This is a genomic window from Thermoanaerobaculia bacterium (assembly GCA_018057705.1).
In the GTDB taxonomy this organism is placed as follows: Bacteria; Acidobacteriota; Thermoanaerobaculia; order Multivoradales; family JAGPDF01; genus JAGPDF01.
Genome location: JAGPDF010000030.1, coordinates 24,420 through 49,826 on the forward strand (window position 1 = coordinate 24,420; position 25,407 = coordinate 49,826).

At 69.8% G+C, this 25,407-nt stretch carries 19 protein-coding genes; 14 read left to right on the forward strand and 5 right to left on the reverse strand.

The annotated features are described in order from the left end of the window. Positions 1 to 5: 5 nt before the first annotated feature. A complete protein-coding gene (locus KBI44_11220) occupies positions 6 to 2,003 on the reverse strand; it encodes a molybdopterin-dependent oxidoreductase (protein ID MBP9145046.1) in 1,998 nt (665 codons plus the stop codon). Next, positions 2,000 to 2,818, reverse strand: a complete 819-nt coding sequence (locus KBI44_11225; GenBank protein MBP9145047.1) for an NAD(P)-dependent oxidoreductase — start codon at positions 2,816 to 2,818, stop codon at positions 2,000 to 2,002. The genes KBI44_11220 and KBI44_11225 overlap by 4 nt, the downstream gene beginning before the upstream one ends. A 128-nt stretch (positions 2,819 to 2,946) precedes the next feature. On the opposite strand from KBI44_11225, the gene KBI44_11230 reads away from it, so the two are divergent. The 4 genes from KBI44_11230 to KBI44_11245 all read left to right on the forward strand — a co-directional run bounded on the left by KBI44_11230 (position 2,947) and on the right by KBI44_11245 (position 9,485). Next, a complete protein-coding gene (locus KBI44_11230) occupies positions 2,947 to 7,521 on the forward strand; it encodes a DEAD/DEAH box helicase (GenBank protein MBP9145048.1) in 4,575 nt (1,524 codons plus the stop codon). Positions 7,522 to 7,656: 135 nt separating this feature from the next. Continuing rightward, positions 7,657 to 8,178: a hypothetical protein gene (locus KBI44_11235; protein MBP9145049.1), complete on the forward strand. Its 522-nt coding sequence runs from the start codon at positions 7,657 to 7,659 to the stop codon at positions 8,176 to 8,178. 16 nt (positions 8,179 to 8,194) lie between these two features. Beyond that, complete coding sequence (locus tag KBI44_11240) at positions 8,195 to 8,623, forward strand: OsmC family protein (protein MBP9145050.1); 429 nt, start codon at positions 8,195 to 8,197, stop codon at positions 8,621 to 8,623. Positions 8,624 to 8,972: 349 nt separating this feature from the next. Next, complete coding sequence (locus tag KBI44_11245) at positions 8,973 to 9,485, forward strand: nuclear transport factor 2 family protein (protein MBP9145051.1); 513 nt, start codon at positions 8,973 to 8,975, stop codon at positions 9,483 to 9,485. 31 nt (positions 9,486 to 9,516) lie between these two features. On the opposite strand, the gene KBI44_11250 is transcribed toward KBI44_11245, so the two are convergent. Together KBI44_11250 and KBI44_11255 are read right to left on the reverse strand one after the other, a co-directional pair. Further along, positions 9,517 to 9,993, reverse strand: a complete 477-nt coding sequence (locus KBI44_11250; protein ID MBP9145052.1) for a DUF456 family protein — start codon at positions 9,991 to 9,993, stop codon at positions 9,517 to 9,519. Further along, a complete protein-coding gene (locus tag KBI44_11255) occupies positions 9,993 to 13,331 on the reverse strand; it encodes a hypothetical protein (GenBank protein ID MBP9145053.1) in 3,339 nt (1,112 codons plus the stop codon). Before KBI44_11255 ends, KBI44_11250 begins: the two co-directional genes overlap by 1 nt. Positions 13,332 to 13,480: 149 nt before the next feature. Between KBI44_11255 and KBI44_11260 the strand changes: the two genes are divergently transcribed. The 5 genes from KBI44_11260 to KBI44_11280 are packed head-to-tail and all read left to right on the forward strand — an operon-like array spanning position 13,481 to position 19,142. After that, entirely contained in the window at positions 13,481 to 14,344 is an 864-nt protein-coding gene (locus KBI44_11260; protein ID MBP9145054.1) for a sulfurtransferase, read from the forward strand. After that, positions 14,334 to 14,831: a SufE family protein gene (locus KBI44_11265; protein ID MBP9145055.1), complete on the forward strand. Its 498-nt coding sequence runs from the start codon at positions 14,334 to 14,336 to the stop codon at positions 14,829 to 14,831. The genes KBI44_11260 and KBI44_11265 overlap by 11 nt, the downstream gene beginning before the upstream one ends. Before the next feature lie 38 nt (positions 14,832 to 14,869). Next, entirely contained in the window at positions 14,870 to 16,252 is a 1,383-nt protein-coding gene (locus KBI44_11270; protein MBP9145056.1) for a hypothetical protein, read from the forward strand. Positions 16,253 to 16,269: 17 nt separating this feature from the next. Next, positions 16,270 to 18,000: a murein biosynthesis integral membrane protein MurJ gene (gene murJ, locus KBI44_11275; GenBank protein ID MBP9145057.1), complete on the forward strand. Its 1,731-nt coding sequence runs from the start codon at positions 16,270 to 16,272 to the stop codon at positions 17,998 to 18,000. Then, complete coding sequence (locus KBI44_11280) at positions 17,997 to 19,142, forward strand: tetratricopeptide repeat protein (GenBank protein ID MBP9145058.1); 1,146 nt, start codon at positions 17,997 to 17,999, stop codon at positions 19,140 to 19,142. The genes murJ and KBI44_11280 overlap by 4 nt, the downstream gene beginning before the upstream one ends. 31 nt (positions 19,143 to 19,173) lie before the next feature. On the opposite strand, the gene KBI44_11285 is transcribed toward KBI44_11280, so the two are convergent. After that, positions 19,174 to 19,689 (reverse strand): tRNA (cytidine(34)-2'-O)-methyltransferase, encoded by a 516-nt coding sequence (locus tag KBI44_11285; protein ID MBP9145059.1) that lies wholly within the window; start codon positions 19,687 to 19,689, stop codon positions 19,174 to 19,176. Positions 19,690 to 19,742: 53 nt separating this feature from the next. On the opposite strand from KBI44_11285, the gene KBI44_11290 reads away from it, so the two are divergent. The 5 genes from KBI44_11290 to KBI44_11310 form a co-directional block, all read left to right on the forward strand. Next, positions 19,743 to 20,852, forward strand: a complete 1,110-nt coding sequence (locus KBI44_11290; protein MBP9145060.1) for an efflux RND transporter periplasmic adaptor subunit — start codon at positions 19,743 to 19,745, stop codon at positions 20,850 to 20,852. A 4-nt stretch (positions 20,853 to 20,856) separates the two neighbouring features. Further along, positions 20,857 to 22,092 carry an ABC transporter permease gene (locus KBI44_11295; GenBank protein ID MBP9145061.1) on the forward strand — a complete coding sequence of 412 codons (1,236 nt, stop codon included), beginning with the start codon at positions 20,857 to 20,859 and terminating at the stop codon, positions 22,090 to 22,092. Positions 22,093 to 22,094: 2 nt separating this feature from the next. Further along, positions 22,095 to 23,351 carry an ABC transporter permease gene (locus KBI44_11300; GenBank protein ID MBP9145062.1) on the forward strand — a complete coding sequence of 419 codons (1,257 nt, stop codon included), beginning with the start codon at positions 22,095 to 22,097 and terminating at the stop codon, positions 23,349 to 23,351. Positions 23,352 to 23,422: 71 nt separating this feature from the next. Then, positions 23,423 to 24,109, forward strand: a complete 687-nt coding sequence (locus KBI44_11305) for an ABC transporter ATP-binding protein (protein ID MBP9145063.1) — start codon at positions 23,423 to 23,425, stop codon at positions 24,107 to 24,109. A gap of 51 nt (positions 24,110 to 24,160) precedes the next feature. Further along, positions 24,161 to 25,407 (forward strand): M48 family metalloprotease (locus KBI44_11310; protein MBP9145064.1); only part of this gene is annotated, 1,247 nt, incomplete at its 3' end.

The following is a 25,407-nucleotide window of genomic DNA, read 5'->3' on the forward strand; positions in this document are numbered from 1 at the left end:
GCCGGTCAGGCCGGCGAGACTTCGACCCGGGCGTCGTTGAAGCAGGCGCCGTCGCCCAGGTCGGTGTAGCTGTCGGGGGCGAGGGCGCAGGCGGTCGCCCCGTTGTCGGTGTTGTGCGCCCAGAGACCCTTCGGCAGCTCGACGACGCCCGGACGCTGGTCGTTCGAGATCCGCAGCCGGCAGAGCACCTCGCCGAGTGCGTTCGCCACCCGCACCCGCTGACCCTCGGCGAGTCCGCGCGCGGCGGCGTCGTCAGGGTGCATCTCGAGCGGTACCGGTCCCTTGCGCAGCTGTCCGAGAGTCGAGCTGATCGTCCGGTTGGTCGCCGGCGAGATGAGCGCCAGCGGCGTACGGTCGGTGGCCGGATCGTCCTGGTAGACGTAGAGACCTTCGCGGGACTCGGCGTCGAGCGCCACGGGCACGAGGTGGATCTTGCGATCGTCCGTCTTCGGGAAGACGTCGACGAACTGCACCGGATGGTCGCCGGAGGCCGGGCGCGCGAAGCCCTTCTCCGTGAGCTGCGTGCGCAGATCGACGCCACGCCCGCTCGAATCGAGAATCAGCCCGATCGCGGCCTGTTCGGTCGGAATCTCGTCGGCCGAGGCGACTCCGGTGCGGACCGCGAGGTCGGCGAAGACGCTGTAGTTCGAGCGCGCCTGGCCGACCGGTTCGATGACCGGGGCGATCTCCTGCAGGACGAAGGAGCCGTAGCCGCGCGCGAGGTCGTGGTGCTCGAGGAACGTGGTCGCCGGCAGCACGAGGTCGGCGTAGCGGGCGGTGTCGGTGAGCACCTGGTCGAAGACGATCGTGAACAGGTCTTCGCGCTCGAGGCCCCGGCGGACGAGCGTCTGGTTGGGCGTCGTCATCAGGGCGTTCGAGTTGTAGACGAAGAGCAGGTGGATCGGCCTCTCTGTGGTGGTGGTGAGCGCCGCGCCGAGCCGGTTCATGTTGATGATCCTCGTCTCGGCGTCCGGACCGGAGATCGCCCGCGCGTTCATCTTCCAGGCCGCGGAGTTGGACAGCGTGTAGCCGCCGCCGCGCACTCCGAACTTGCCGGCGACGGCGGGCAGGGCGAGGACCGCTGCGACGGCGGAACCGCCGTTGCGATTGCGCTCGAGGCCCCAGCCGCAGCGCACCACGGCCGGCGAGATCGAGGCGTAGAGGTCGATGAAGCGCGCCAGGTCGGCGGGCCGCAAACCGGCGACCTGGGCCGCCCGGTCGAGCGTCCAGGGCGCTGCCCGGCGTTCGAGCTCGTCGGCGCGGGTCGCATGGCGGTCGAGGAAGTCGCGGTCGGCGCGGCCGCTCGTGAAGAGCTCGCGGATCACCGCCAGGGCGACGACGAGGTCGGTGCCCGGGCGCACCGGCAGATGAAGATCCGCCTGCTTGGCGATCGGAGTGGCGCGCGGATCGAGGACGACGAGTTTGGCGCCGGCATCGCGGGCGGCCTGGATCGGCGGCACGAGATGGATACCCGACACGGCGGGATTGCAGCCCCAGACCACGACGAGCCGGGCGGCGGGGTAGTCGTTGAAGGCGACCCCTTCCATCTTGCCGTACAGCCCCAGGGCTGCGCTGCCGGTGGCCGCGGCGCAGACGGTGCGCGCCAGGCGGGAGGCGCCGAGGCGGTGGAAGAGCAGGGCGTCGGTCGAGTCCTGCGAGAGGTAGCCGTTCGAGCCGCCGTAGCAGAAGGGGAGAATGGCCTCGCCTCCGAAGCGATCGCGGGTCTCGACCAGCCGCTTCGCGGCGAGGGAGATCGCCTGCTGCCAGGAGAGCGGTTCGAAGACCCCTTCACCCTTCTCTCCGACGCGCATCATGGGTTCGAGGATGCGCTCCTTGCCGTAGAGCTGGTCCGGGAACTTCCTCACCTTGGCGCAGATGTAGCCTTCGGTGACCGGATTGCGGTCGCGGGTACCGTCGATCTTCGTGACCCGCCCGTGCTCAACCGTCACTTCGAGACTGCAAGCGTCAGGGCAGTCGAGCGGGCAGGCCGAGGGGACTTTCACAGGAAGAAGTCCGCGATCAGCGGTTGCGCCGGATCCACCGCGTACGCGTCGAGGTCGGTGACGCCGGCGCGCCGCAGGACCTCGTCGTCGATGAAGAAGTTGCCGGTGCACTGGCGCGCCGGCTGGGTGAGGATCCAGTGTGCGGCGTCGGCGAGGATCTCCGGCTTGCGGCTGTTCGCCGCCGCCACGAAGCCGCCGAGCATGGCGAGCGCTGCGGTGTCGATCGCCGTGCGCGGCCAGAGTGCGTTGACCGCCACGCCGTCGCCCCGAAGCTCTTCGGCCATGCCGAGGACGCACATGCTCATGCCGTACTTGGCCATGGTGTAGGCGACGTGCCCGGCGAACCACTTCGGATCCATGTTGAGCGGCGGGGACATGTTGAGGATGTGCGGGTTCTCCGCCCGCTTGAGGTCCGGTATGCAGGCCTGCGAGCAGAGGAAGGTCCCGCGCACGTTGACCGAGAACATCAGGTCGAAACGCTTCATCGGGGTGTCGAGAGTCGGCGTGAGGCTGATCGCCGAGGCGTTGTTGATCAGAATGTCGATGCCGCCGAAGCGCGCCCGGACCGCTTCCACGGCGGCCTTCACCTGCGTCTCCTCGCGGATGTCGCAGGCGATCGGCAGAGCCTTGCCGCCGGCGCTCTCGATCTCCTCGGCGGCGGTGTAGATCGTTCCTGGAAGGCGGGGGTGCGGCTCGGTGGTCTTGGCGAGAATCGCGACGTTGGCGCCGTCGCGCGCGGCGCGCAGCCCGATGGCGAGCCCGATGCCACGGGATGCGCCGGTGATCATGAGGGTCTTGCCTGCAAGGGTGGTCATGGCTACTTCCTTCCCGGGGAGATTCCCGGCGTCAATCCTAACCTCTCGGCGAGCCTGCCGGGGCCGTCGGAGAGATTCCCGGCGACGCCCGGACGACCCCCGCCCGGCATCAGGCTAAGCTTCGAAGCGTGAGTCTCGAGCGCTTCGACCCCCGGATCCGCACCTGGTTCGAGCAGCGCTTCGGCGCTCCGACCGAGGTCCAGCGGCTGGCCTGGGGTCCGATCGCCGACGGCCGGCACATCCTGCTTACCGCCCCGACCGGGAGCGGCAAGACCCTGACCGCCTTCCTCTGGGCGTTGCAGCAGCTCGCGACCGGGGTCTGGGAGGACGGGACGACGCGCGTGCTCTACATCTCTCCCCTCAAGGCGCTGAACGCCGACATCGAACGCAACCTCGCCGAGCCTCTGGCCGGGATCGCCGAGGCTTTTCGCGCCGCGGGCGGCGAACTGCCGCGCATCCGGGTGGCGATGCGCAGCGGCGACACGCCGCCTGCCGAACGCCAGAGGATCGTGCGCCAGCGCCCGGAGATCCTGATCACGACCCCGGAGAGCCTCAATCTGCTGGTCAACTCGAAAGCCGGGCCGGCGCTCTTCGCGGGCCTGCGGACGGTGATCCTCGACGAGATCCACGCCGTCGCGGCGAGCAAGCGGGGCACCCACCTCATCACCGCCGTGGACCGCCTGGTGCTCTTCGCCGGCGAGTTCCAGCGCATCGCGCTGTCGGCGACCGTGCGGCCCCTCGACCGCATCGCTTCGTGGGTCGGAGGCTTCCGGCTGGAACGCGGCGCCGACGACCTTCCGCGCTACGTGCGGCGTTCGGTCGCGGTCGCCGAGTCGCGCCAGCCGAAGCGTTACGACGTCGAGGTGCGGCTGCCCCCGGCGCTCGCCGCCGTCCCCGCAGAGGAGCGCGAGGGCGATACCCTCTGGACCGCCATCTCCGCCGATCTCCGCGACCGGATCCGCGAGGCGCGCTCGACGCTGGTCTTCACCAACAGCCGGCGGCTCTCCGAGAAGCTCACCCGCCTGATCAACGACGGCGCGCCGCGCGAGCTCGCCTGGTCACACCATGGCTCGCTCGCGCGCGAGCTGCGCAGCGCGATCGAGAAGCGGCTCAAGGCCGGGGATCTGCCGGCGCTGGTGGCGACGAGCTCGCTCGAGCTCGGCATCGACATCGGCGCGCTCGACCAGGTGCTGCTGGTGCAGGCGCCGCGCTCGCTCGCCTCGGCCGCGCAACGCGTCGGGCGCGCCGGGCACGCGGTCGGCGAGGTCAGCCGGGCGCGCTTCTACCCGACCCACGCGCGCGATTTCCTCGAATGTGCGGTCGCCGCGCGGGCGGTGCTGGACGGCGATATCGAGCCGATTCGACCGGTGAGCGCGCCGCTCGACCTGCTGGCGCAATGGATCGTCGGCATGGTGGCGCACGAGCGCTGGCGCGCCGACGATCTCTACGACTTCCTGCGGACGAGCGCGCCCTACCACGAGCTGCCCCGCCGTCAGTTCGACCTCGTGGTCGAGATGCTCGCCGGGCGCTACGCCGACGCGCGGATCGCCGAGCTCCGCCCGCGAGTCGCTTTCGACCGCCTCGACGGCACGATCGCGGCCCGTCCGGGCGCCGCGCGCCTCGTCGCCCAGTCGGGCGGCACGATCCCGGATCGCGGCTACTTCCAGCTGCGGATCGAGGACTCGAACGCCCGCCTCGGCGAGCTCGACGAGGAGTTCGTCTGGGAGCGCTCGCTGGGTGACACCTTCCTGCTGGGAACGCAGTCGTGGCGCATCCGGCGTATCACCGCGAACGAGGTCTTCGTCGCTCCGGCCCGCGGCGGTGCGGTGCTCGCGCCGTTCTGGCGGGCGGATGCGCGCGATCGCGGTGCGGTCTTCTCGGAGCGCATCGGCCGGCTGCTCGAACGCGCCGACAGCGAGCTCGAGCATCCCGGCTTCGAATCGGCGCTGGCCGAAGAGTACGCGCTCGACGCGGCCGCGGCGGCCGAGCTGGCGCGTCAGCTGCGCGCGGCGAGGGCCGCCCTGGGCGGCCGCCTGCCGCATCGGCGCCGGCTGGTGTTCGAAGAATCCCTCGAGCGCGCCAGCAGCGGCACGGCGCATCCGGGCGACGGCCGGCGCCAGGTCGTGCTCTACACCTTCTGGGGAGGGACCCTCAATCGACCGCTCGCGCTCGCGCTCGCGGCGGCCTGGGAGGAGGCAGAAGGGACCCCGATCGAGACCCTGGCCGACGACGACGCGGTGCTGCTCGTTCTGCCGGCCGGCGCCGATGCACGCCAGCTGCTCGCGCGGGTGACGCCGGAGCGTCTGGAACAACTGCTGCGCGCGCGGCTCGAATCCTCCGGATTTTTCGGCGCCCAGTTCCGCCAGAATGCCCAGCGGGCGCTGCTCCTGCCGCGCGCCGGCCCGAGTCGGCGCACGCCGCTCTGGGTGTCGCGGCAGAACGCCAAGAAGCTGCTCGAGGCCGTGGCGCGCTTCGACGACTTTCCGGTGACGCTCGAAACCTGGCGGAGCTCTTTGCACGACGAGTTCGACCTCGAGAGCCTCCGCGGGCGGCTCGAAGAACTGGGACGCGGCGAGATCGAGATCCACAACGTGCGGAGCGACCGACCTTCGCCGCTGGCGGCGGGCCTGGTCTGGCGGCGGACCAACGAGCTGATGTACGAGGACGACATGCCGGGAGCCCGGCGCGGCGCCACCGTGCGCGCCGACCTGCTGCGCGAGATCGCGCTGGGCGGCGACCGCCCGCGGATCGCCGTGCGCCTGGCGGAGGAGTTCCGGCGCAAGGTCCAGCGGCTGCTTCCGGGATATGCGCCGCAGACCCCGACCGAGCTTCTCGAATGGGTCAAGGAGCGTCTCTTCGTGCCGCTCGCCGAGTGGGACGAGCTCCTCGCCGTCCTCGAGCGCGATCGCCCCGGAAGCAGCCGGGAGATGCTCGCCGGGCTCGCCGTAGGCGACAAGCTCCTGACGGTCGCCGCGCCACTCGCCCCGGTCGTGACTCCCGCTGCGGTTGGGAGCGCGCCCGCCGCCGCGCCCGGCGCGGTGGCGGTGGTGGTCGCGCGCGAGAACCTGCCGCGGTTCGCGCGGCTCGCCGGATCCGCCACCGTCGCGGTGCGGAGCGCGCTCCTCGCCACGCTGCTCGAGGAGTGGCTGCGCTTCTATCCACCGGTCGAGGTCACCTGGGCGGCCGAGCAGTGGGGCGTCGCCCCGAGCGAGCTCGAGGCCGCGCTGGCGACACTGGAGGCCGGCGAGCGCGTCGTCGCCGGCGACCTGCTCGCTGCGGATTCCACCCCGAGGGCGTCTCGGCAGGTGGCCGTCGTGGCGACGATCGAGACTCTCCTGCGCTGGCGCCGGGCGGCGGCGCGGCCGGCGTTCGAGCCGCTGGCGCTCGGCGAGCTGCCGCTCTTTCTCGCCCGCTGGCAGGGGCTCACCGAGCGCGGAACCGGCAACGAAGGGCTACAGGCGGCCCTGGAGCGCCTGTTCGGCTTCCCGGCACCGGCCGCGCTCTGGGAGAGCGATCTTCTTCCTTCCCGGCTGGAGCCGTACTTCCCGACCTGGCTCGACGGCCTGTTCGAAGAGAGTGAGCTCGTCTGGTTCGGCACCGGGCGGGAGCGCATCGGCTTCGCCTTTCGCCCCGACCTCGACCTCTTCCAGCCGCTCGTGCGATCTCCCGAGGCGGCGGAGCCCGAACCCGGCGAGGTCGCGGCGGTCGCGGTGCGCGACCTGCTTGCGGGCGAGCCGCGCGGCCTCGAGATCGGCGAGGTCGTCGAGCGCTCGGGGCTCGGACTCGGCGCGGTCAACGCGGCGCTCTGGTCGCTGGTCTGGAGAGGCGAGGCGACCTGCGGCTCGCTGCGCGTGCTGCGGCAGGGGATCGTCTCCGGATTCGAGCTGGAGAGTCCCATGCCGGAGAGCGTCTCCAGGCCCACCGGAGGTCTCGCAGGTGGGGCGGGGCGCAGCCGGCGCGGGCTCTTCCGGCGCTGGCAGGGGAGCGCGCCGCTTGCGGGTCGCTGGCGGACGCTCGGCGGTCGGCCCGAGGAGGCGCTGCACGGCACAAGCGATCCCCTGGTCGAGGAGGAGCGCAGCCGGGAACGCGCCCGGCTGCTGCTCGATCGTTATGGCGTGCTCTTTCGCGAGCTCCTGGCGGTCGAGCTCCCGGCCCTCGCCTGGAGCCGGGTTCAACGCTCGTTGCGCGGCCTCGAGCTCGCCGGCGAGATCGTCGCCGGCCGCTTCTTCGATGGGCTTCCCGGTCTGCAGTTCGCCCTGCCTTCCGCGGTCCGCCAACTGCGCGAGGGGTTGCCGGCGGCGGCTGTCTGGTGGTGCTCGGCACTCGACCCGGCTTCGCCCTGCGGCCTCGATCTGCCCGGCATCGCGGGCCCGGTGCCGCGGGCGCTGCTGCGGCGGGTGGCCTCGACGCGGCTGGCTTACCGCGGCAGCCGACTCTGCGCGGTCTTCGCCCGCGGCGGTCGCGAGCTGCACTTCTTCGTGCCCGCGGACGACCCCGGACTGGCGGAGCTGCTCGAACCGTTGCGCTGCGCGTTGACGCGCACGGTCGGCGCCTCGCGCAGCCTCGACATCGAGACGATCAACGGTGAGGCGGCCGGTTCGAGCCCCTACCTCGGGGCCTTCGCCGCCTTCGAGCGCACCCGCGACGGAGGACTGCTGCGCCTGAGCCGGCGCTATGCCAGCCGGGAGGCCGGCGAGCGCTGATTGTGGGGCGCGGTGGTGAGACGTTCACTGCTCCGGGCCGCTGCTTCTTGGTAGTCTGCGGTCACCGCGGGACGCAGCCGTGACCGCTTTGGATTCAGTTGGCCCCAGAGCCGACGACGAAAGGACAGACGACCGATGAAGATCGCCCTGCGATGGACCTGCCTGCTGACCCTGCTCGCGGCGGGCCTCGCGGCCCCCGCTTCGGCAGGAGAACACCGGCTCGGCTTCGGGCTGCACTACTGGCAGAGCATCGACCAGCTCGACGACCAGTTTCCGGAGTTCGAGATCGCGGACGACGGCGTTTCCGAGGTGCTTTCGTACCAGTACCTGGCCGGTTTCATCCGCTTCGAGGTCGCCGCGGAGTACTTCGACGAGGGCTTTCAGGGTTCGCTCGACTGGGCGGTCTCGCCGCAGGTCTACATCCTGGCCGGGCGCGGTTTCTACGGTGGGCTCGGCGTGGGCGCCACCTACTCGGACTTCGCCAACGGCAGCTGGTCCGATCCCTACTACATCGCGAAGGCCGGAGTCGATCTGCTGCTGCTGCCGAAGATCCACCTCGACATCAACGCCGACTACCGGTTTCTCGAGTGGGAAGACCTGGACGACTACGACACCGATACGATCACCTTCGGCGCGACGGTTCGCGTCGCTTTCTAAAGAAAAGGGGACGACCATGGCTATTCGCAAGGCGAACGCCGTCTGGAACGGCGGACTGCAGGATGGGAAGGGCACAGTGAAGCTGGGCAGCGGGGCGTTCGAGGGGCAGTACTCCTTCTCGTCGCGCTTCGAAGAGGGTGTCGGGACGAATCCCGAGGAGCTCCTCGGCGCCGCCCACGCCGGCTGCTTCTCGATGGCGCTCGCCGCCGGCCTCGGCCGCGCCGGCTTCGCGCCCAAGCGCGTCGCGAGCGAAGCGCGGGTGCAGATGCTCAAGAACGACGCCGGACTCGCCATCACCCGGATCGAGCTCGACTGCGAAGCCGAAGTGCCCGGCATCGACGCCGCCACCTTCGCCGCGCAGGCCGAGGGCGCCAAGGCCAACTGCATCATCTCGAAGGCGCTGTCTTCCAATATCGAGATCGTTCTCCAGGCGAAGCTCGTTTGAGTTGACGCGACTGGGGGACATATTGCGGCCGCTCGAACTCTGCGGCGACCAGCGGTCTTCGCAGCCGCTATGTGTCCCCTGCAGCGAGCACCGTCTGTGATTGGGCACTCCGGCACTCGGGATCCGGACGGCGCTGGGGGACATATTGCGGCCACTCAAACCTGGCGACGACCAGCGGTCTCCTCAGCCGCTATGTGTCCCCCTGCCGCGTTCAGCGTACGTGTGATTGGGCGCTCCGGCACTCGGGATCCGAAGTGGGCTCCTATTTGAGGCGTGGTCGCCCACTTCGGATCCCGAGCGCCAGAGCGCCCTGGTGGAACGAAGATGAGGTCTCGCTAGATTGGGGCGCATGAGCCACAGCAGCCTCGTCCGCCTGGTCGCCCTGCTGGCCCTGGTCGGTGCTCTCGTGGCGCTCGGTCTCTGGTGGACCAGCGATCGGCGGCGGATCGTGGCGCAGTTCGAGGCGCTGCAAGAGGAGCTCGGCAAGAGCGGGGAAGAGGGGACGTTCGATCGCCTCGGCCACGCCCGGGGCGTCTCGGAGATCTTCGCCGACGGCTTCGTGATCCTCGCAGAGCCTTACGAAGGCACGATCGCCGACCGCCAGCAGCTCATGGCGATCGTCGATCGCTATCGCGCCAGCGCCGAGCGCATCACGGTCTCGGACTCGGAGGTCGAGGTTGAGCTGCGGCCGAACGCCACCGCCGAGATGACCGCCGTGGTCGAGGTGATCGGGCTGCGGCCCGGCGGTCCCGGACGCGAACGCCTGCGGATCCGCGTCGCTTGGCGGGAGGACGACGGTGTCTGGCGGATCCAGGAGCTCGAGGTGCTCGAAGTCCTCGACAGCTCCGGCCTGTTCTTCTGAAGGCGCTGAAGCCGCTGAATCCACCTCCGGTTCAGAGCCACCAGGCGAGCGCGAAGAGGCCGACCATCGCGAGCAGGATCGCGAGCTTGGCGACCGCCGCGAGGAACATCCCGAGCCAGGTCGCGAAACCCACCTTGCCCGCCTGCAGCAGGTCCCGCCGCGCGTACCACTCTCCGGCGAGGGCTCCCACGAAGGGTCCGACGAGCAGGCCCGGCAGCCCGAAGGCGAGGCCGACGAGCGAGCCGAGCAGCGCCCCGACGACCGCGAGCTTGCTGGCACCGGCGCGCTGAGCGCCGAGCGCGGTGGCGGCGATGTCGACACCGAAGGTCAGGCAGGTGAGGAGGAAGAGGACCGTCAGGGTGACCCAGCCCACACGGTCGAAGCCGTCCGCAGCGGCGCCGGCGACGAGGCCGAAGAAGACCAGCGGCGGCCCCGGGATTGCCGGCAGCACCGCGCCGGCAAAGCCGACGACCACGAGAACGAAGCAGAGCAGCCAGAGGAGCTCCATCAGCGGAGCTCTCCCAGGCAAGTGCCGCCGAACCCTGGCGGTCCCGCGTGTGTTGCCTGGGGTGACGGCGAGTCGGAGAGCGCTGCCGCGAGGAGGACGAGGCGTCCCGCGCCGGGCAGAAGGACCTCCGAGCCGCGCGGCGAGACGGCGAGCTCGACCGTGAAAAAGAGGACCGGAGAGCAGGCCTCGAGCCGGCCTCGCCGATCGTGCCGGTGCGGCACGGCGAGCGCCACCGGCGCCGGGCGCAGGTAGCCGGGGGTGACCCCGCCGGTCGGGCGGCCGAAGAGGCCGCGCTCGAGCTCGTCGAAGCGGCCCAGGGGCGAGAAGCCTCCAGCTACCCGCCGCGAAGCGGCCACGCCGTCGACCGCGAACTCCACCGCGCGGGCTTCGGGGAAGGCCGCCGCCAGCAGCAGGAGGCGAGTGAACCCGGCGGGGATCGAAATTCGCTGGCCGGCACAGAGCACTGCCGAAGCCTCGCCGGCACGATGTGCGTGCGCCAGGTCGAGCTCGACGCCCGCGCGGCGGAGCGACCGCGGCAGCAGCTCGCGCGGAATGGCGTGACCGCGGCCATCGAGGCCGCCCTCGTGCGCGCGCTCGCCGCGCGAGGTGACGCCGAAGCAGCCCCACGGCAGCGCGAGATCGAGCGTTTGCGGCGGACGCTGCAAAAGGACCGGTAAAGGAGAATCGAGATTCAAGGCTAAGGCGGCGAGCCCGAAGCCGCGGACCGCAACCACTGCGGATCTGTTCTTTTCATTTACCGAAGCTTCTCGCTCCTCGTCCTCGGCGCTCGCCGCAGCGGCGAGCGGCTGCGCGCCGCGATCGGCTGCTGCGAGCGGCCGCTCGCCGCGATCGGCTGCTGCGAGCGGCCGCTCGCCGCGATCGGCTGCTGCGAGCGGCCGCTCGCAGCCGTCGACCTCGCGCGCTGTGGCGATCGGCAGGTGGGTGCGGATCCCGACGCCCTGGCTCGTGCCGGCGGTCTCTCGCAGCCGCACGACGAGCTCGTCGCCGTCCTCGGCGAGCTTGAGCGCCTGCACGGCGACAGCGTCGCTGTCGAGAGCAAGAAAGGAGAAGCTCTTCGGTTTCGCGCCGACGACCGCAGGCTGCGCCGCGTCCGCCTGCGGTGCCACGAAGGCGCGCAGCGGCTGGTTGAGTCGCTCGGCGAAGCGCACCGTGCCGGCGAGCGACTCGCCGGCGCGAATCGGCGCGATCGCCACCCGCACGGTGTGGTGCCCGAAGTCCTGTTTCTGCTGGTACCGGAAACGCCTGCCGATGCGCGGCGTGTGGAGCAGCGTGAGACGCAGGGTGTCGGCAGTGGGGTGATCCCAGCCGTACTTGCAGTCGTTGGCGATCGCCGCTCCAGCTCCAGTACCGGCGCCGGGGCCGGTACCCTCTTCCGCGCGCAGTGCGGCCCACTGGTGGGCGGGAACTTCATAGAGCTGGGCGGTCGCGACCGGTCGGCGCGCGACGCCCACTCCCTGGTCGAAGAGCGCCTGCTCCGCCGGGGTGGAGAGGGGGAAGACCATCTTGAGGAGCGCGGCGTCGGTGCGCCAGTCGATGGCGGTGTCGATCACGACCTGGTCGCCGGCCGCCCCGGCAGCGAGCGCGATCGTCTGCACGAACCGCGAGCCCTCGGCGCTGCGCTCGATCACCAGGGCGACACGGGCCGGGCCCCTTTCGACGACGGTCGTCCGGGTCGGTCCGGCGAGCCGGGTCCGGGCCGGGCGCGAGGTGTCCTCCCAGCGGATCTCCCACGAGGGAAAGCGACCGGAGAAGTTGTCGAGAATCTCGAGACCGACGGGTGCGGCGAGAAGCTCGCGCCGGTCGAGCTTGTCGAAGATGCGCGCGATGTCACCGTTGCCGTCGATCTCGACCCGGAGGCGCTCGTTCTCGAGGAAGCTCTCGCCGACCGAGAGCCCTGTGGCTGCAGGCGCCTTGGCTCCGGCGGCAGTTCGAAGCTCGAAAAGCGAGTAGCTCAGTGGAGGAAGAGTGCTCACGAAGCAGCCGCGCCATCCTTCGCCCTCCCGGCGCCACTGCGAGGGAATTTCGCGGCCGTCGGGATCGAAGACTGCGATGGTACCGGGCAGTGCGGTTGGCGCACGAGGTGCGGCGAGCTCGACTTCGACGAGATCGCTGCGCTCGCTGCCCAGGGCATTGAAGATCAGGAGAGGCGTCCCGCCGGTCGTGGTGTCGAGCGTCGCCGCGACCGCGCCGACCGCCTCCGCGAGCTCCTGGTCGAGCTCGGCCAGGGAGAGCGCCAGGTCGGCGGCTGAGAAGCGGTAGGCCTCAACGAGGCTCGTGCCGGTGAGGTCATCGTGCATTTCGTGCGCGAGGATCCGCAACCAGGCCTCGCGGAGCCTTTCGCGGTCGGCGGTTCGCGCACCCAGGCACTGGGCGATCGCCGCGGCGCGCTCGGCGGCGTGCGCGAGCTGCTCGCCCTTGCGATGCCAGAGTTTCAGCTGCGCGCGCGAGCTGTAGCAGCCGGTGGCGTGGAGGCGGAGCAGGAGCTCGCCGTCGTAGACCGGCAGGCGTTCGCGCTCCTGCGGGTCGAGGTCGCGGAAGATCTGCTCGGAGTCGGCGAGGAGGACTTCGATCGGCCCGCTCCCGGCACGTGCCCGCTCGAGCCACTCGATGGCCGCTTGCGGAATCGCCCCGCCCTTGTCGCCCAGCCCCTGGTAGGTCATCAGAAGATCGGGTCGCCCGGCGGCGGCCAGGGCCCGGAAACGCGCGACCCACTCCGGATCCGTGCCGAGGTCGGACGAGGCCTGGGCCCCGTACTCGCCGGGGTCGAGCACCGCCGGCAGCGCCGAGCCGTCCGGGCCAACCCAGATCCCGAACGGAAATGGGACACCGAAGGCCGAGCGCATCTCCGCGCCGCGGCGCAGCTTCTGCGAGGAGAAACCGAGGATCCCGCAGTGCGTCGCCAGGGTCGGAAGCGCCTGCGAGAAGCCGAAGCAGTCGGGCAGGAAGATGTCCCGGCCGGCTTTGCCCACCGTGCGCTCGAAATAGCGCGTGCCATGGAGAATCTGGCGGACGATCGATTCGGACGCCGGCAGGTTGGTGTCGAACGCCTCCCAGGCTGCGCCGGACGGAAACCACCGGCCTTCGGCGACGCGCGCCCGAACGGTTTCGAACATCTCCGGGTGGCACTCTTCGAGCAGCCGGTAGCGGTAGGCGCCTTCGAAGTTCAGCCGGTAGTGCCGGAAGCGCCGGAGGCGGTCCTCGTTCTCCCGCACCGTCGCCGGGAGGAAGGACTCCGCGGTCTCCCGGACTGTCCACCGCCACTGGGTGTCGAGGTGCGCCAGAGCGACGACGTAGAGCCGGGGACGCCGTTCGGGCATCGGGGTCTTCGCCGGTCCCGCCGACGGTTGCGGCGCCGGAGGCCTGCGCGGTTCGGATTCCGTCGAGCTCACGAGAAGACCAGTCTATCGGCAGGAGTCCTCGGGCCGGCGCCCTGGGTCTATACTTCGGGTCCTCTAGAAAGGTGTCCATGACCGATCCGGCCGCACGCGGCTACGTCCACCCGGAAGTCCTCGTCTCGACGGCGTGGGTGGCAGAGCACCAGGACGATCCGTCGATCCGCCTCGTCGAATCGAACGAGGACCCGCTGGTCTATCCCTCCGGCCACCTTGCCGGGGCGGTCGAGATCGACTGGGCGCGCGACCTGAACGACGCGCTGCGCCGCGACTATCTCGACCGGGACGGGTTCGAGAGGTTGATGCGGCAGAGCGGCATCGCCAACGACACCACGGTCGTCTTCTACGGCGACAAGAGCAACTGGTGGTCGTGTTACGCCTTCTGGATCTTCCAGCTCTTCGGGCATCGCAACGCCCGGGTGATGGACGGCGGGAGCCTGAAGTGGACGCGGGAAGGGCGGCCGGTGGTGCGCGAAGTTCCCGCTTGGCCGGCTGCGGCCTATACCGCCCCGGAGCGCGACGACTCGCGCATCCGGGCCTTTCGCGACGAAGTGCTGGCGCATGTGGCCGCCGGCCGGCCGTTGGTCGACGTACGGAGCCCCGAGGAGTACTCCGGTGAACGGCTGCACATGCCGGCCTACCCGAACGAGGGCGCCCTGCGGGGCGGCCATATCCCGGGAGCGAAGAGTGTCCCCTGGGCCCGGGCCATCGAGCCGGAGAGCGGCGAGTTCCGCGATGCCGTCGAGCTCGCACGGATCTATTTCGACGAGCAGCGCCTGCCGCGCGACGAGGAGATCGTCGCCTACTGCCGGATCGGCGAACGCAGCAGCCACACCTGGTTCGTCCTCACCTACCTCCTCGGACATCCGATGGTCCGCAACTACGACGGCAGCTGGACCGAGTGGGGCAATCTGGTAGGTGTGCCGATTGAGCGCTGACGCCGGTCTCGGCCTTGGGCGCGACGGGCTCGATGAGCTCGGCGAGTTGGACGACCTCGTGTCGGAGCTCTCGGCTCTCGACCGGTCCGGGCGCATCGAAGCGCTGATCGCTCTGGCAGAGGGCTACCGCGAGGTCCCGAAGCGGATCGCCTTGCGACCGTTTCCCGAGCAGAACAAGGTGCCGGCCTGTGAGTCGCAGGCCTACGTCTTCGCCGAGCCCCGGCCCGATGGCAGCCTCGACTACCACTTCGCGGTGGAGAATCCACAGGGGATCTCCGCCAAGGCGATGGCGGCGATTCTCGGCCGCACACTTTCCGGAAAGGGCCTCGAAGCGGTGACCCGCGTACCGGTCGAAATCGTCGAACAGCTCTTCGGCCGGGAGCTCTCGATGGGCAAGTCACTCGGTCTCTCCGGCATGCTGCTCGGCGTGCAGCGCGAAGCCCGAGACCGGATGGCCGCAATGAAGGCGGCAACGGCGCACATATGACGAATGCAGCTGAAGGTCATCTCCCCAAGGAGGATGCGATGAAGCTCTCTCGGTGGCAGAGCGCGCGAACGAAGGCATCGACTGCAACGAACCCCGGGAGCGCAACGCTCACGGCGCTCGCCACGGTCACGGCGATGGTTTTGCTGAATGCCGCGGGCGCAGGGGCTGCGGAGCCGCAGCCCGCGGCGAGCGCGCAGGCGCAGGCGCGCGCTGCCCTCGACCGCGGCGATCTCGACGGGGCGCGCCCGGGTCTCTCGGCCGCCGCGGCGGAAGCCCTCTTCGAGCTCGCTCTCGCCGAGCGCGGCGAGCCACGGGCCGCCGACCTCGCCCGCGCCGGAGCGCTCGCGCCCGAAGGGCACTGGCTGCGCCCCGCGGCCGCCGGACTGATTCTGCTCGATACCGACAAGGCCGCCGAAGCGACAGCGAAGCTGCGCGAGGCCGTGGCGGCCAAGGGCACCGACAAGCGGCTGCACAAGCTCCTCGGCGACGCGCTGCGCGCCCAGGACGACACGGCCGGTGCCATGGCGGCCTACGCCGCTGCGGTGGCGCTCGATCCGGCCTACTCCGCGGCGCTGCTCGCGGGGGGCGATCTCAAACGCGCGGCGGGCGACTTCGCCGCCGCCTACAACGCCTACAATCACGCCCTCGACGACCAGGGTCGCCCGGTGACGGCGCGCCTGGGGCGCGCCGCCGCACGGCTCTTCATGGGCGACAAAGATGGCGCCCTGGTCGACCTCGCCCAGGCGGTCGAGGCCTCGGCGCCCGGCTCGGAGCGCTATCGGGCGCTGATGGCGATCGTCTACACCCACACCTATCTGCGCCAGCTGCCGCAAGGGCTCGACCGGGCCGAGCAGGCGCTCGCGATGTGGCAGGGCCTCGGGCGGGCCGACATGGCGGCAGCCGTCTGCAACGCGGTCGGCCGTGTCCTGCTCGAGACCGGGAGCCCCGGGCCGGCTCTCGAGTGGTACGACCGCGGCTGGCAGATCGTTCAGGGTTCGACGATGAAGCTTGAAGAGCGGGTCATCTGGCACGTCCGGCAGTTGCACGGCGCCTCCCGGGTGGCCGCCCAACGCCGGGAGGTCCGCAAGGCGCAGACGCTCGCCGACGAAGCGAAGATCCTGATGGACGGGGACGCCGCGAACCTCGAGCACTACAACTGGATCTACCCCTACCTGCTGGGCTACCTGCACTATCAGGACAAGCGCTACGAGGAGGCGATCGAGCAGTTGATGAAGTCGGAAACCGATCGCCCCTACATTCAGTACCTCATCGCTGACTCGCACGCCCGGTTGCGGGAGCGCCAGAACGCCAGGCTCTGGTATGAGAAGGCGCTCGCCAGTGCTTCGGGGCTCGACGCCGAGTCGGTGATCGTGCGCCCGCTGGCGGCCGCCTGGCTGGCCAAGAACCCCGCCGGCTCCTGAAGCCGCAGGAGGGTCGATTGGCGGAGCGAGCGGGAGAGGGCAGGGGGACCGGCGAAGGCGGCGTCCAGGGAGGCGGCCCGGCAGACCGCGGCGGTGGCACGCTCGCCGTCGCTTCAGGCATCTTCAGCAGCCGCCTCGCGGGCCTCCTGCGGACCAGCGCCCTGGGTGCCTTTTTCGGCGTCGGGCCGCACGCCGACGTTTTCAGCGCCGCCCTGCGGCTGCCGAATCTGCTGCAGAACCTGCTCGGCGAGCAGACCCTCTCGGCGGCGTTCATCCCGGTGTACTCCCGGCTCCTGGCCGCCGGCAGGCGCGAAGAGGCCGGCCGGCTCGCCGGCGCGGTCTTCTCCCTGCTGGTGACGGTGGCGGGTGCAGCGGCGGCCCTCGGGGTGCTCTTCGCCCGGCCGATCGTCGGGCTGCTGGCCGCCGGCTTTCTGCGCGACCGCGAGCTCATCGCGCTCGGCGAGGCCAGCGTCGATCGTTACGAGCTCGCGGTCGCCGCCGTGCGCTGGATCTTCCCGATGACGGCGCTGCTGGTGCTTTCGGCCTGGGCCCTCGGCGTGCGCAACAGTCACGGCAAGTTCTTTCTCTCCTATTTCTCGCCGGTGTTCTGGAACGCCTCGATCGTCGGAGCTGTGGCCTGGGTCGCCTACGGTCGAGGAGCGACAGCCTCGGATCGCCTCCTCGAAGCGGCCTGCATCGGGGCCTTCCTCGGTGGCGGAATCCAGTTTCTGATTCAACTGCCTGGATTGCGCGGCGATCTGGCGGGCTTTCGGCTCTCCCTCGACCTGCGGCCGAAAGCCGTGAAGGAGGTTCTCGCGGCCCTCGGGCCGACTCTGGCTGGACGAGGCGTCGTGCAGCTCTCGTCGTACCTCGATCAGCTCCTGGCCTCCCTCCTCGCGGCCGGGGCGGTCGCAGCGCTCTTCTACGCCCAGACGCTCTATCTGCTCCCGGTCAGCCTCTTCGGGATGTCGGTGGCTGCGGCGGCGCTCCCCAGGCTGGCGCGCAGCGGCGCTGGCTCCAGTGGCTCTGCTGGCGCCAGCGCCTCCGAGGCCGCGCTCTCGACCGGGACGGCGAGGGCTCTCGAGACCGCGGCTTTTTTGAACCTTCCGAGCTTTCTGGCGTATCTTTTGCTGGGACTTCCGATCGTGGAAGGGGTTTTCCAGCTTTTTGGAAAGGGATTCGGTGCCGCCGAAAGCCGGCTCGTCTATCTCGTGCTCGCCGCTTACTCGATCGGCCTGCCGGCGTCGACTTCGTCGCGCGTTCTGCAGGCCGGTTTCTATGCCCGCGGCGACGCCCGGACGCCGGCGAGGATCGCCGTCCTGCGGGTGGCGATGAGCCTCGCAGTCGGACTGCCGGCGATGTTCTGGCTCGACCGCCTGCGGCTCGGCGACGTGGCGATCCTCGGTGCTCCCGGCAGCACCCTGCGGCTCGGCGCGGTCGGTCTCGGCCTCGCGGCGACGGCGGCTGCCTGGCTCGAGCTCGGGGCGTTGCGCCGCGCCGCCCGGGTGCAGCTTCCGAGCCTGGTCTGGCCCGCTGCGGCATTTCGCCGCTTCACGTTCTACTCCCTGGGCGCGGCCGTGCCGCTGACCCTGGCCTATCTCGCCGCCGCCGACGGGCTCGTGCATCCGACGCTTCTGGCGGCGGCCCTGTGTTCCCTCTTCGGAGTCGGGTACCTGGGAATCGCCGCGGCGTTCGGGGAGGCGCCGGCCCGGGCCTGGCTCGGCCGGCTGCGCGGGAGGCCGCGATGAGGCCCCAGGCGAGGATGCGGCCGGCGATCGGCCGGGCCGCCCTGCAGATCGCGGTTCTCCTCGCCTGTGCTCTCGCCGCCGGCGGCTGCGCCTCGCGCGGCCTGGGAGCGCGGATGCAGGACGAGCTCCAGCAGCAGATCCGGGCGCGCGGCGTCGATCCGGCGCAGGTGGTGATTCCGTTTACCGCCACCGACGAGATGCGGCGCTGGCTGGCGGCCGAGGTTCCGACCTCCACCCGCCGCGAGACGCAGCTCAACTGGCTCCTGCAGGCGCTCCTGAACCGGACGACGGCACCACTCACTTACGTCGCCGGCCACACCGGCACGGCACCGCAGGTTTTCGAGGATGGCACCGCGAACTGTCTTGGGTTCTCGCAGCTCTTCGTGGCGCTCGCCCGGGAGCTCGGCCTCCCGGTCTATCTTCTGCGCGTCTCCGACCTGCAGAGTTTCGAGCGCGAGGGCGACCTCATCGTCGCCTCGGCCCACATCACCGCGGCCTTCGGAACGCCCGACCGCCGGCGGATCCTGGATTTTGCCCAACGCCCGGTCCGCGCCTACCGCTGGGTGGAGGAGATCGGGGACCTGACCGCGGTGGCGCTCTACTACTCGAACCGCGGCGCGGAGGAGTTGCGCGACGGCAACACCGCCGAGGGTCTCGAGCTGCTGCGCATGGCGGTACGGCTCGATCCGGAGCTCGCCGAAGCGTGGATCAACCTGGGCGTGGCGGAACGCCGCACGGGCGATCTGGTCGAGGCGGAGGCCGCCTATCGCAAGGCGCTGGAAGTGGACCCCTCGACGCTCACCGCCTACCAGAATCTCTCCGCGCTCCTGCGGCTGGTGGGGCGGGATGCCGAGGCCGAAGAGCTGCTCGCGCTCGTCGACCAGTCCCGGAACCGCAATCCGTTCAGTTACCTCGCCCTGGGTGACCTTTCGCTGCGCCTCGGGCGCCTCGACGAAGCCGGCCGGTTCTATCGCCGCGCCGTGCGCCTCGATCCGACGCAGGCCGAGAGCCAGGCGGCGCTGGGGCACTGGGCGCTCGCCGCGGGCAAGCCCCGCGAGGCGCAGCGCGCCCTGCGCAAGGCGCAGCAGATCGATCCGAAGAACGCCCGGGTCGACGATCTCGCCCGCCGGCTGCAGGGCTGATTCGCCTCGGCAGAACCCCACGCGACGGCGTTCAGCCGTCTTCCGCCCGCCGCTCGACGGGTTCCGGCAAGGGCTCCCAGAGCCCTCGTCGCCGCCACTGCCGGAGCACCTCGTAGAGCGCGATCCCGACGCAGGTCGAGAGGTTGAGCGACCGCATCCCGCGGTCGGCCATGGGCAGCCGAAGCAGTCGATTCGCGAAGCGCGCGCGGAGCTCGGACGGCAGCCCGCGACTCTCGCCACCGAAGACCAATGTAACCGGCGAAGGGTATTCGACGTCCCAATAATCGATGCCCGCTTCCGCAGAGAAGAAAAAGGGCTCGCCGAGCTGGGGAAGGGCGCTCTCGAAAGTCGGCCAGGAGTCCCATCGCCGGACCGCGACGCGCTCCCAGTAGTCGAGACCTGCGCGTCTCACCTCACGCTCGGCGAGCGAGAAGCCGAGGGGCTCGACGAGGTGGAGCTGGGCGCCGGCGGCGAGGCAGGTGCGGCCCGCGTTGCCGGTGTTCCAGTGAATCTCGGGCGCGACGAGCGCCACATGAAGGCGGGGCATGAAACCTCCGTTCCCGGCAGTCGTAGTGAGCAACAGAAGGATCTTACGGGGAGATGACAATGGGCAAGCCGATGAAAATCGTGGTCGGATCGCTGGCGGTCGGAGTGGCGGCGGTCGGGCTCTTTCTCTACAGCCGCAACGCATCGGCGAAGCAGGAGGGCCTGAAGACGGTCGAGATCACCCGCGGCACCATCATCGACAAGGCGCTTGCGGTCGGCCAGGTCGTTCCGGACCAGGAGATCCAGGTCAAGTCGCAGATCTCGGGGCTCGTCGACGAGTGTTTCGTCGAAGTCGGCGACCGCGTCGAGATCGGCCAGCCGCTGTTCTCGGTCAGCCCGGATCCGACGCCGCTCGAGCTCGCCGACGCTGAGCGCCGGGTTCAGCTCTCCCAGGTCGGCTACGACCGGGCGCAGCAGGACCTCGAGCGCACGCAGTCGCTGTGGAGCGGCGGCATCCTGGCGCGCGACGCCTTCGACGCTCGCCAGAAGGACTTCGACCAGGCCCGGATCTCGCTCGAGCAGGAGAAGGACAAGCTGGCGCTCCTCAAGGAGGGGCGGATCGTGCGCAAGGTGAACGGCGTCGACTCGGTGATCCGGGCCTCGGCCGCCGGCACGGTCCTCGAGCGCAAGGTGAATCCCGGCGATCCGGTCGTGCCGATCACCTCGTTCCAGGAGGGCACGGTGCTGATGACCCTCGCCGACATGCGGACGCTCGAGTTCAAGGGCACCGTCGACGAGATCGACGTCGGCAAGCTCCACGAAGGGATGGAGGTCCGCATCCAGATCGGCGCGCTGCCGGGGAGCTCGGTACCCGCGAAGCTGACCCGCATCGCGCCCAAGGCGCGCGAGAAGGAAGGCGCCACGATCTTCGACGTCGAGGCCGAGATCGACACCGCGAAGTCGACGGTGACCCTGCGCGCCGGCTACTCGGCGAACGCCGACGTGATCATCCAGGAGAAGGAGGGTGTGCTGCTCGTGCCCGAGCGCCTGGTGACGATGGCGAAGGACAAGGCTTCGGTCGAGGTGCCCGGAGCGACTCCGGAGGACGAGCCGGTCAAGAAGGAGATCCAGGTCGGTCTCTCCGACGGTCTCAACCTCGAGGTCGTCGCCGGCCTCGCCGAGGGCGACAAGGTCATCCAGCGTCCGGCCAAGGAAGTCGAGTAGCACCATGTACCTGCGCAACTATCTGCGGCAGTTCCTGCGGGACGTCCGCGCGCAGAAGCTGCGGCTCTTTCTGACCGTCTTCGGCCTCGTCTGGGGCACGGCGGCGGTGACTCTGATGCTGGCTTTCGGCGAAGGGCTGCACCGCCAGGTCCTGGTCTCGCAGAAGGGTCTGGGCGACGCCATCGTGATCGCCTGGCCCTCGCGCACCAGCAAGCCGTGGCAGGGTCTGCCCCGCGGGCGCGCGATCCAGCTCACCGACGAAGACGTTGTCCTGCTGCGCAACGAAGTCGAAGGGCTGCGGAGCATCAGCGAGGAGTACGCCCAGGACGGCGCCCGCATCACCTATGGCAAGAAGGCGCTGTCGGTCGATGTGTCGGGCTCGAACGTCGAGTTCGGCGCCATGCGGTCGATGAACCCGCAGGAGGGCGGCCGCTTCCTGAACCAGCTCGACCTCGATGAACGCCGGCGCGTGGTCTTCATCGGCGACCAGTTGAGCGTCGACCTGTTCGGCAAAGACGTCGACCCGGTGGGCGAACAGGTGCGCATCGACGGCTCGCCGTTCACCGTCGTCGGCGTCATGGTGGCGAAGTCGCAGGACTCCTCGTACGGCGGCCGGGACAAGGACAAGGCGATGATCCCGTCGACGACTTTCCGGGCGATGTACGGTTCGACGTACATCGAGAACCTGATCTTCCAGCCTCAGGACGTGCAGAAGGTGGAGGCGGTCAAGAAGGCGGTCATCGCGACGGCGGCGAACAAGCACCGCTTCGATCCCACCGACGAAGAGGCGATTCAGATGTGGGACACGACGGAGGGGACGAAGTTCCTCGACACCTTCTTCCTCGCCTTCCGCAGCTTCCTGGGTATCGTCGGCGCGCTGACGCTGGTCGTCGGAGGCATCGGCGTGAGCAACATCATGAACGTCGTGGTCGAGGAGCGCACCAAGGAGATCGGCATCAAGATGGCGCTCGGCGCCAAACGGCGCTACGTCATCGGCCAGTTCCTCTTCGAGACCCTGCTGATCACCATCGTCGGGGGGATCGCCGGATTCCTGATCTCGTGGGCCGTCTGCGCGGCCTTCCCGAGCCTCGGCTTCCAGGATTTCGTCGGCGATCCGCAGATCTCCTTCCAGGTCGCCGCGATCACGACCGCAATCCTGGGCGCGATCGGTCTCCTGGCGGGCTACTTTCCCGCGCGGACCGCCGCCAATCTGCGGCCGGTCGAAGCGTTGAGGATGTGACGATGTGGAACCTGCCGCTCATTCTCAAGCTCTTCCGGCGGACGGCCGGAATCAACCGCAAGCGCATGGTCATGACGGTGGCCGCCATCGCCTGGGGAACGCTTTCGATCGTGCTCCTGCTCTCGTTCGGCGAAGGCCTGAAGCACAACCTCACCAAAGGCAGTCGCGGTCTCGGCGAAGGCATCATCGTGATCTGGCCCGGGGCGACCTCGAAGGCCTTCGCCGGCTTCCCGCAGGGGCGGAATCTGCGCTTCCTGCCGGAGGACGCGGACCTCCTCGAAGCCAACATACCGGAGCTCGAGCTCACCTCCGCCGAGATGCGACGGTGGGGGAACACGGTCACCTACGAGCGCGTCACGCTCACCAAGCCGGTCGTCGGCGTGGAGCCGGCTTACGGCGAGCTGCGCAACCAGATCCCGCAGACCGGCGGCCGGTTCATCAACGACCGCGACGAAGAGCTCAAGCGGCGGGTGGTCTTCCTCGGCAACGACCTCAAGGACGAGCTCTTCGCCGACAAGGACGCGATCGGCGAGACGGTCTTCATCAACCAGGTGCCGTTCACCGTCGTCGGCATCATGCAGAAGAAGATCCAGATGGGCACCTATGGCGGGCCGGACGCCAACAACGCGGTCGTCCCCCTGTCGACCTTCCGGGCGCTCTTCGGGCGGCGCTACGTCTCCGACCTCGTGGTGCGGGCGGCCGACCCGGCGGCGAACGAGGCGGTGAAGAAGCGCCTCTACGAGATCCTCGGCGCCAAGTACCGCTTCGACCCGACCGACGAGCGCGCGCTCGCCATGTGGGACACCGTCGAGTCGCAGAAGATCACCGCCAACATCGGCATCGGCATCGAGATCTTCCTCGGCATCATCGGCGCGCTGACGCTGCTCATCGGCGGCATCGGCGTCGCCAACATCATGTACGCCGTGGTCAAGCACCGCACGAAGGAGATCGGCGTCCAGATGGCCCTCGGGGCGCGGCGCTCCTACGTCATCGGACCGCTGGTCGTCGAGTCGTTGTCGCTCACCGCGATGGGCGGGGCGATCGGCATCGTGGTCGGCGTCGGCCTGGTGCAGCTCCTGGCGTTCGTTCAGTCGAAGGCCAATAGCGACGCGCTCGAGTTCATGGGCGCCCCGACCTTCTCGCTCACGGTCGCTTTCACGACGGTTTCTCTCCTCGGCATCATCGGATTTCTTGCCGGGTTCTTCCCTTCCCGCCGCGCGGTCACCATCCAGCCTGCGGCCGCGCTGCGTTACGAGTGAGGTAACGGCTCATGAACTTGTTCGTCGGACGCAATAGTAAGAAGATCGCGGCCGTGGAGACCATTCCTGCGATCATCGAGATGCGCGATCTGCGCAAGGTCTACGACACCGGCGCGGTCAAGGTCGAGGCGTTGAAGGGGATCGACCTCAAGGTCGAGCCGGGCGAGTTCGTCGCCATCGTCGGCCCGTCGGGCTCGGGCAAGTCGACCCTGCTGAACATCGTCGGCTGCCTCGACGTGCCGAGCGCCGGTTCCTACCGCCTCGATGGCGAGGAGGTGGCCGACCTCGACGTCGACGAGCTCGCCGACATCCGCAACCGCAAGGTCGGCTTCGTCTTCCAGAGCTTCAACCTGCTGCCGCAGATCACCGCCTACGAGAACGTCGAGCTGCCGCTGCTCTTCCACGGCACGGGAGCGCGCGACCGGAAGGCGCGCGTCGAGCTCCTCTTCGAGCAGGTGGGCCTCGCCGACCGCATGCATCATCGCCCGACCGAGCTCTCGGGCGGCCAGATGCAGCGCGTCGCCATCGCCCGCGCCCTGGCCTGCGAGCCGGCGCTGGTGCTCGCCGACGAGCCGACCGGCAACCTCGACTCCTCCTCCGGCAAAGACATCATGTCGCTCTTCGAGGACCTCGCCGCCAAGGGCCACACCCTCGTCCTCATCACCCACGACAACGCCCTGGCGAAGCGCACCCGGCGCATCGTGCAGATCCAGGACGGCCGCATCGTCGAGGACCGCCCGACCGAAGCCGCCGCCTGAGCGTCGGATATTCTCTTCCGCGGGGCGCCTGCCCCTGAGAGGAGCGTGCCGATGTTCATTCCAATACCTGCGAGGCGCGGCAGGCTCGGCGGCTGTGCCCGCTGCCCCGTGCCGGAGCTCGCTGTGCTCGTTCTGGCCATCGCGATCTCGGGGTGTGCCAGCAATCCGGCGACCGGCAAGTCGCAGCTCAATTTCTATTCCGAGGCCCGGGAGATCGAGATGGGCCGCGAGGCCGATCGCGAGATCTCCGCCCAGATGGGGGTCGTGGACGACCCGGTGCTCCAGGCCTACGTCAGCGAGGTCGGTCTGCGCCTCGCTGCGAAGTCGGAGCGGCCGCACCTGCCCTGGGCCTTCAAGGTCATGGACGATCCAGCGGTGAACGCCTTCGCTCTCCCGGGAGGCTTCATCTACGTCACACGCGGCATTCTCGGCCACCTTTCCTCCGAGGCCGAGTTGGCCGGCGTGCTCGGCCACGAAATCGGACATGTCACGGCGCAGCACAGCGTGAATCAGATGAGCAAGCAGCAACTCGCGCAGGGTGGGCTTCTCCTCGGCATGATCGTCGCGCCGGAGGTGGCGCAGGCGGCCGATCTCGCGACCGTGGGGCTCGGCGCGCTCTTCCTCAAGTACGGCCGGGACGACGAGCGGCAGGCGGACGACCTCGGGCTGCGCTACATGTCGGGTACCGGCTTCGAAGTTCGCGAGCTGCCCAAGGTCTTCGCCCTGCTCGGCAAGGTCGGCGCAGCGGAGGGTGGCGGCCGGGTGCCCAACTGGCTCTCGTCCCACCCGGATCCCGGCGACCGCGAGGCACGGTCCATGGCGCTGATCGCCGAGCGCGCCTATCCGAGCGGCGAGGTTGCCGGACAGTCCTACCTGCAGCGCATGGACGGACTGCCGTTCGGACCCGACCCGCGCCTCGGTTTCTTCGAGCAGGGTGTCTTCTATCACCCGCAGCTCGCCTTCGAGGTCCGCCTCCCGGAGGGCTGGAAGAGCGCCAACGAGAGCTCGCGCATCGTGGCGCTGCATCCGGACAAGATCGCCATGGTCGAACTGCGGGTGGCCGAGGGGGCGACCGCCGCGGAGGCAGCCGGGAGCTTCGCCGCGAAGCAGGGGATCGCGGTCACCGCACGCGACAGTGCGCGCCCACACGGGCTGACCGCGGAGCGCATCGACTTCGCCGTCACCCGTTCGCAGGGCGGATCCCTGCCGGGCCGCGCGCACTTCGTCGAGCTCGGCGGCAAGGTCTTCGCGCTCTACGGCCTGGCGGTTGCCGAGCGCTGGCCGGAAGTCGCCGGCGC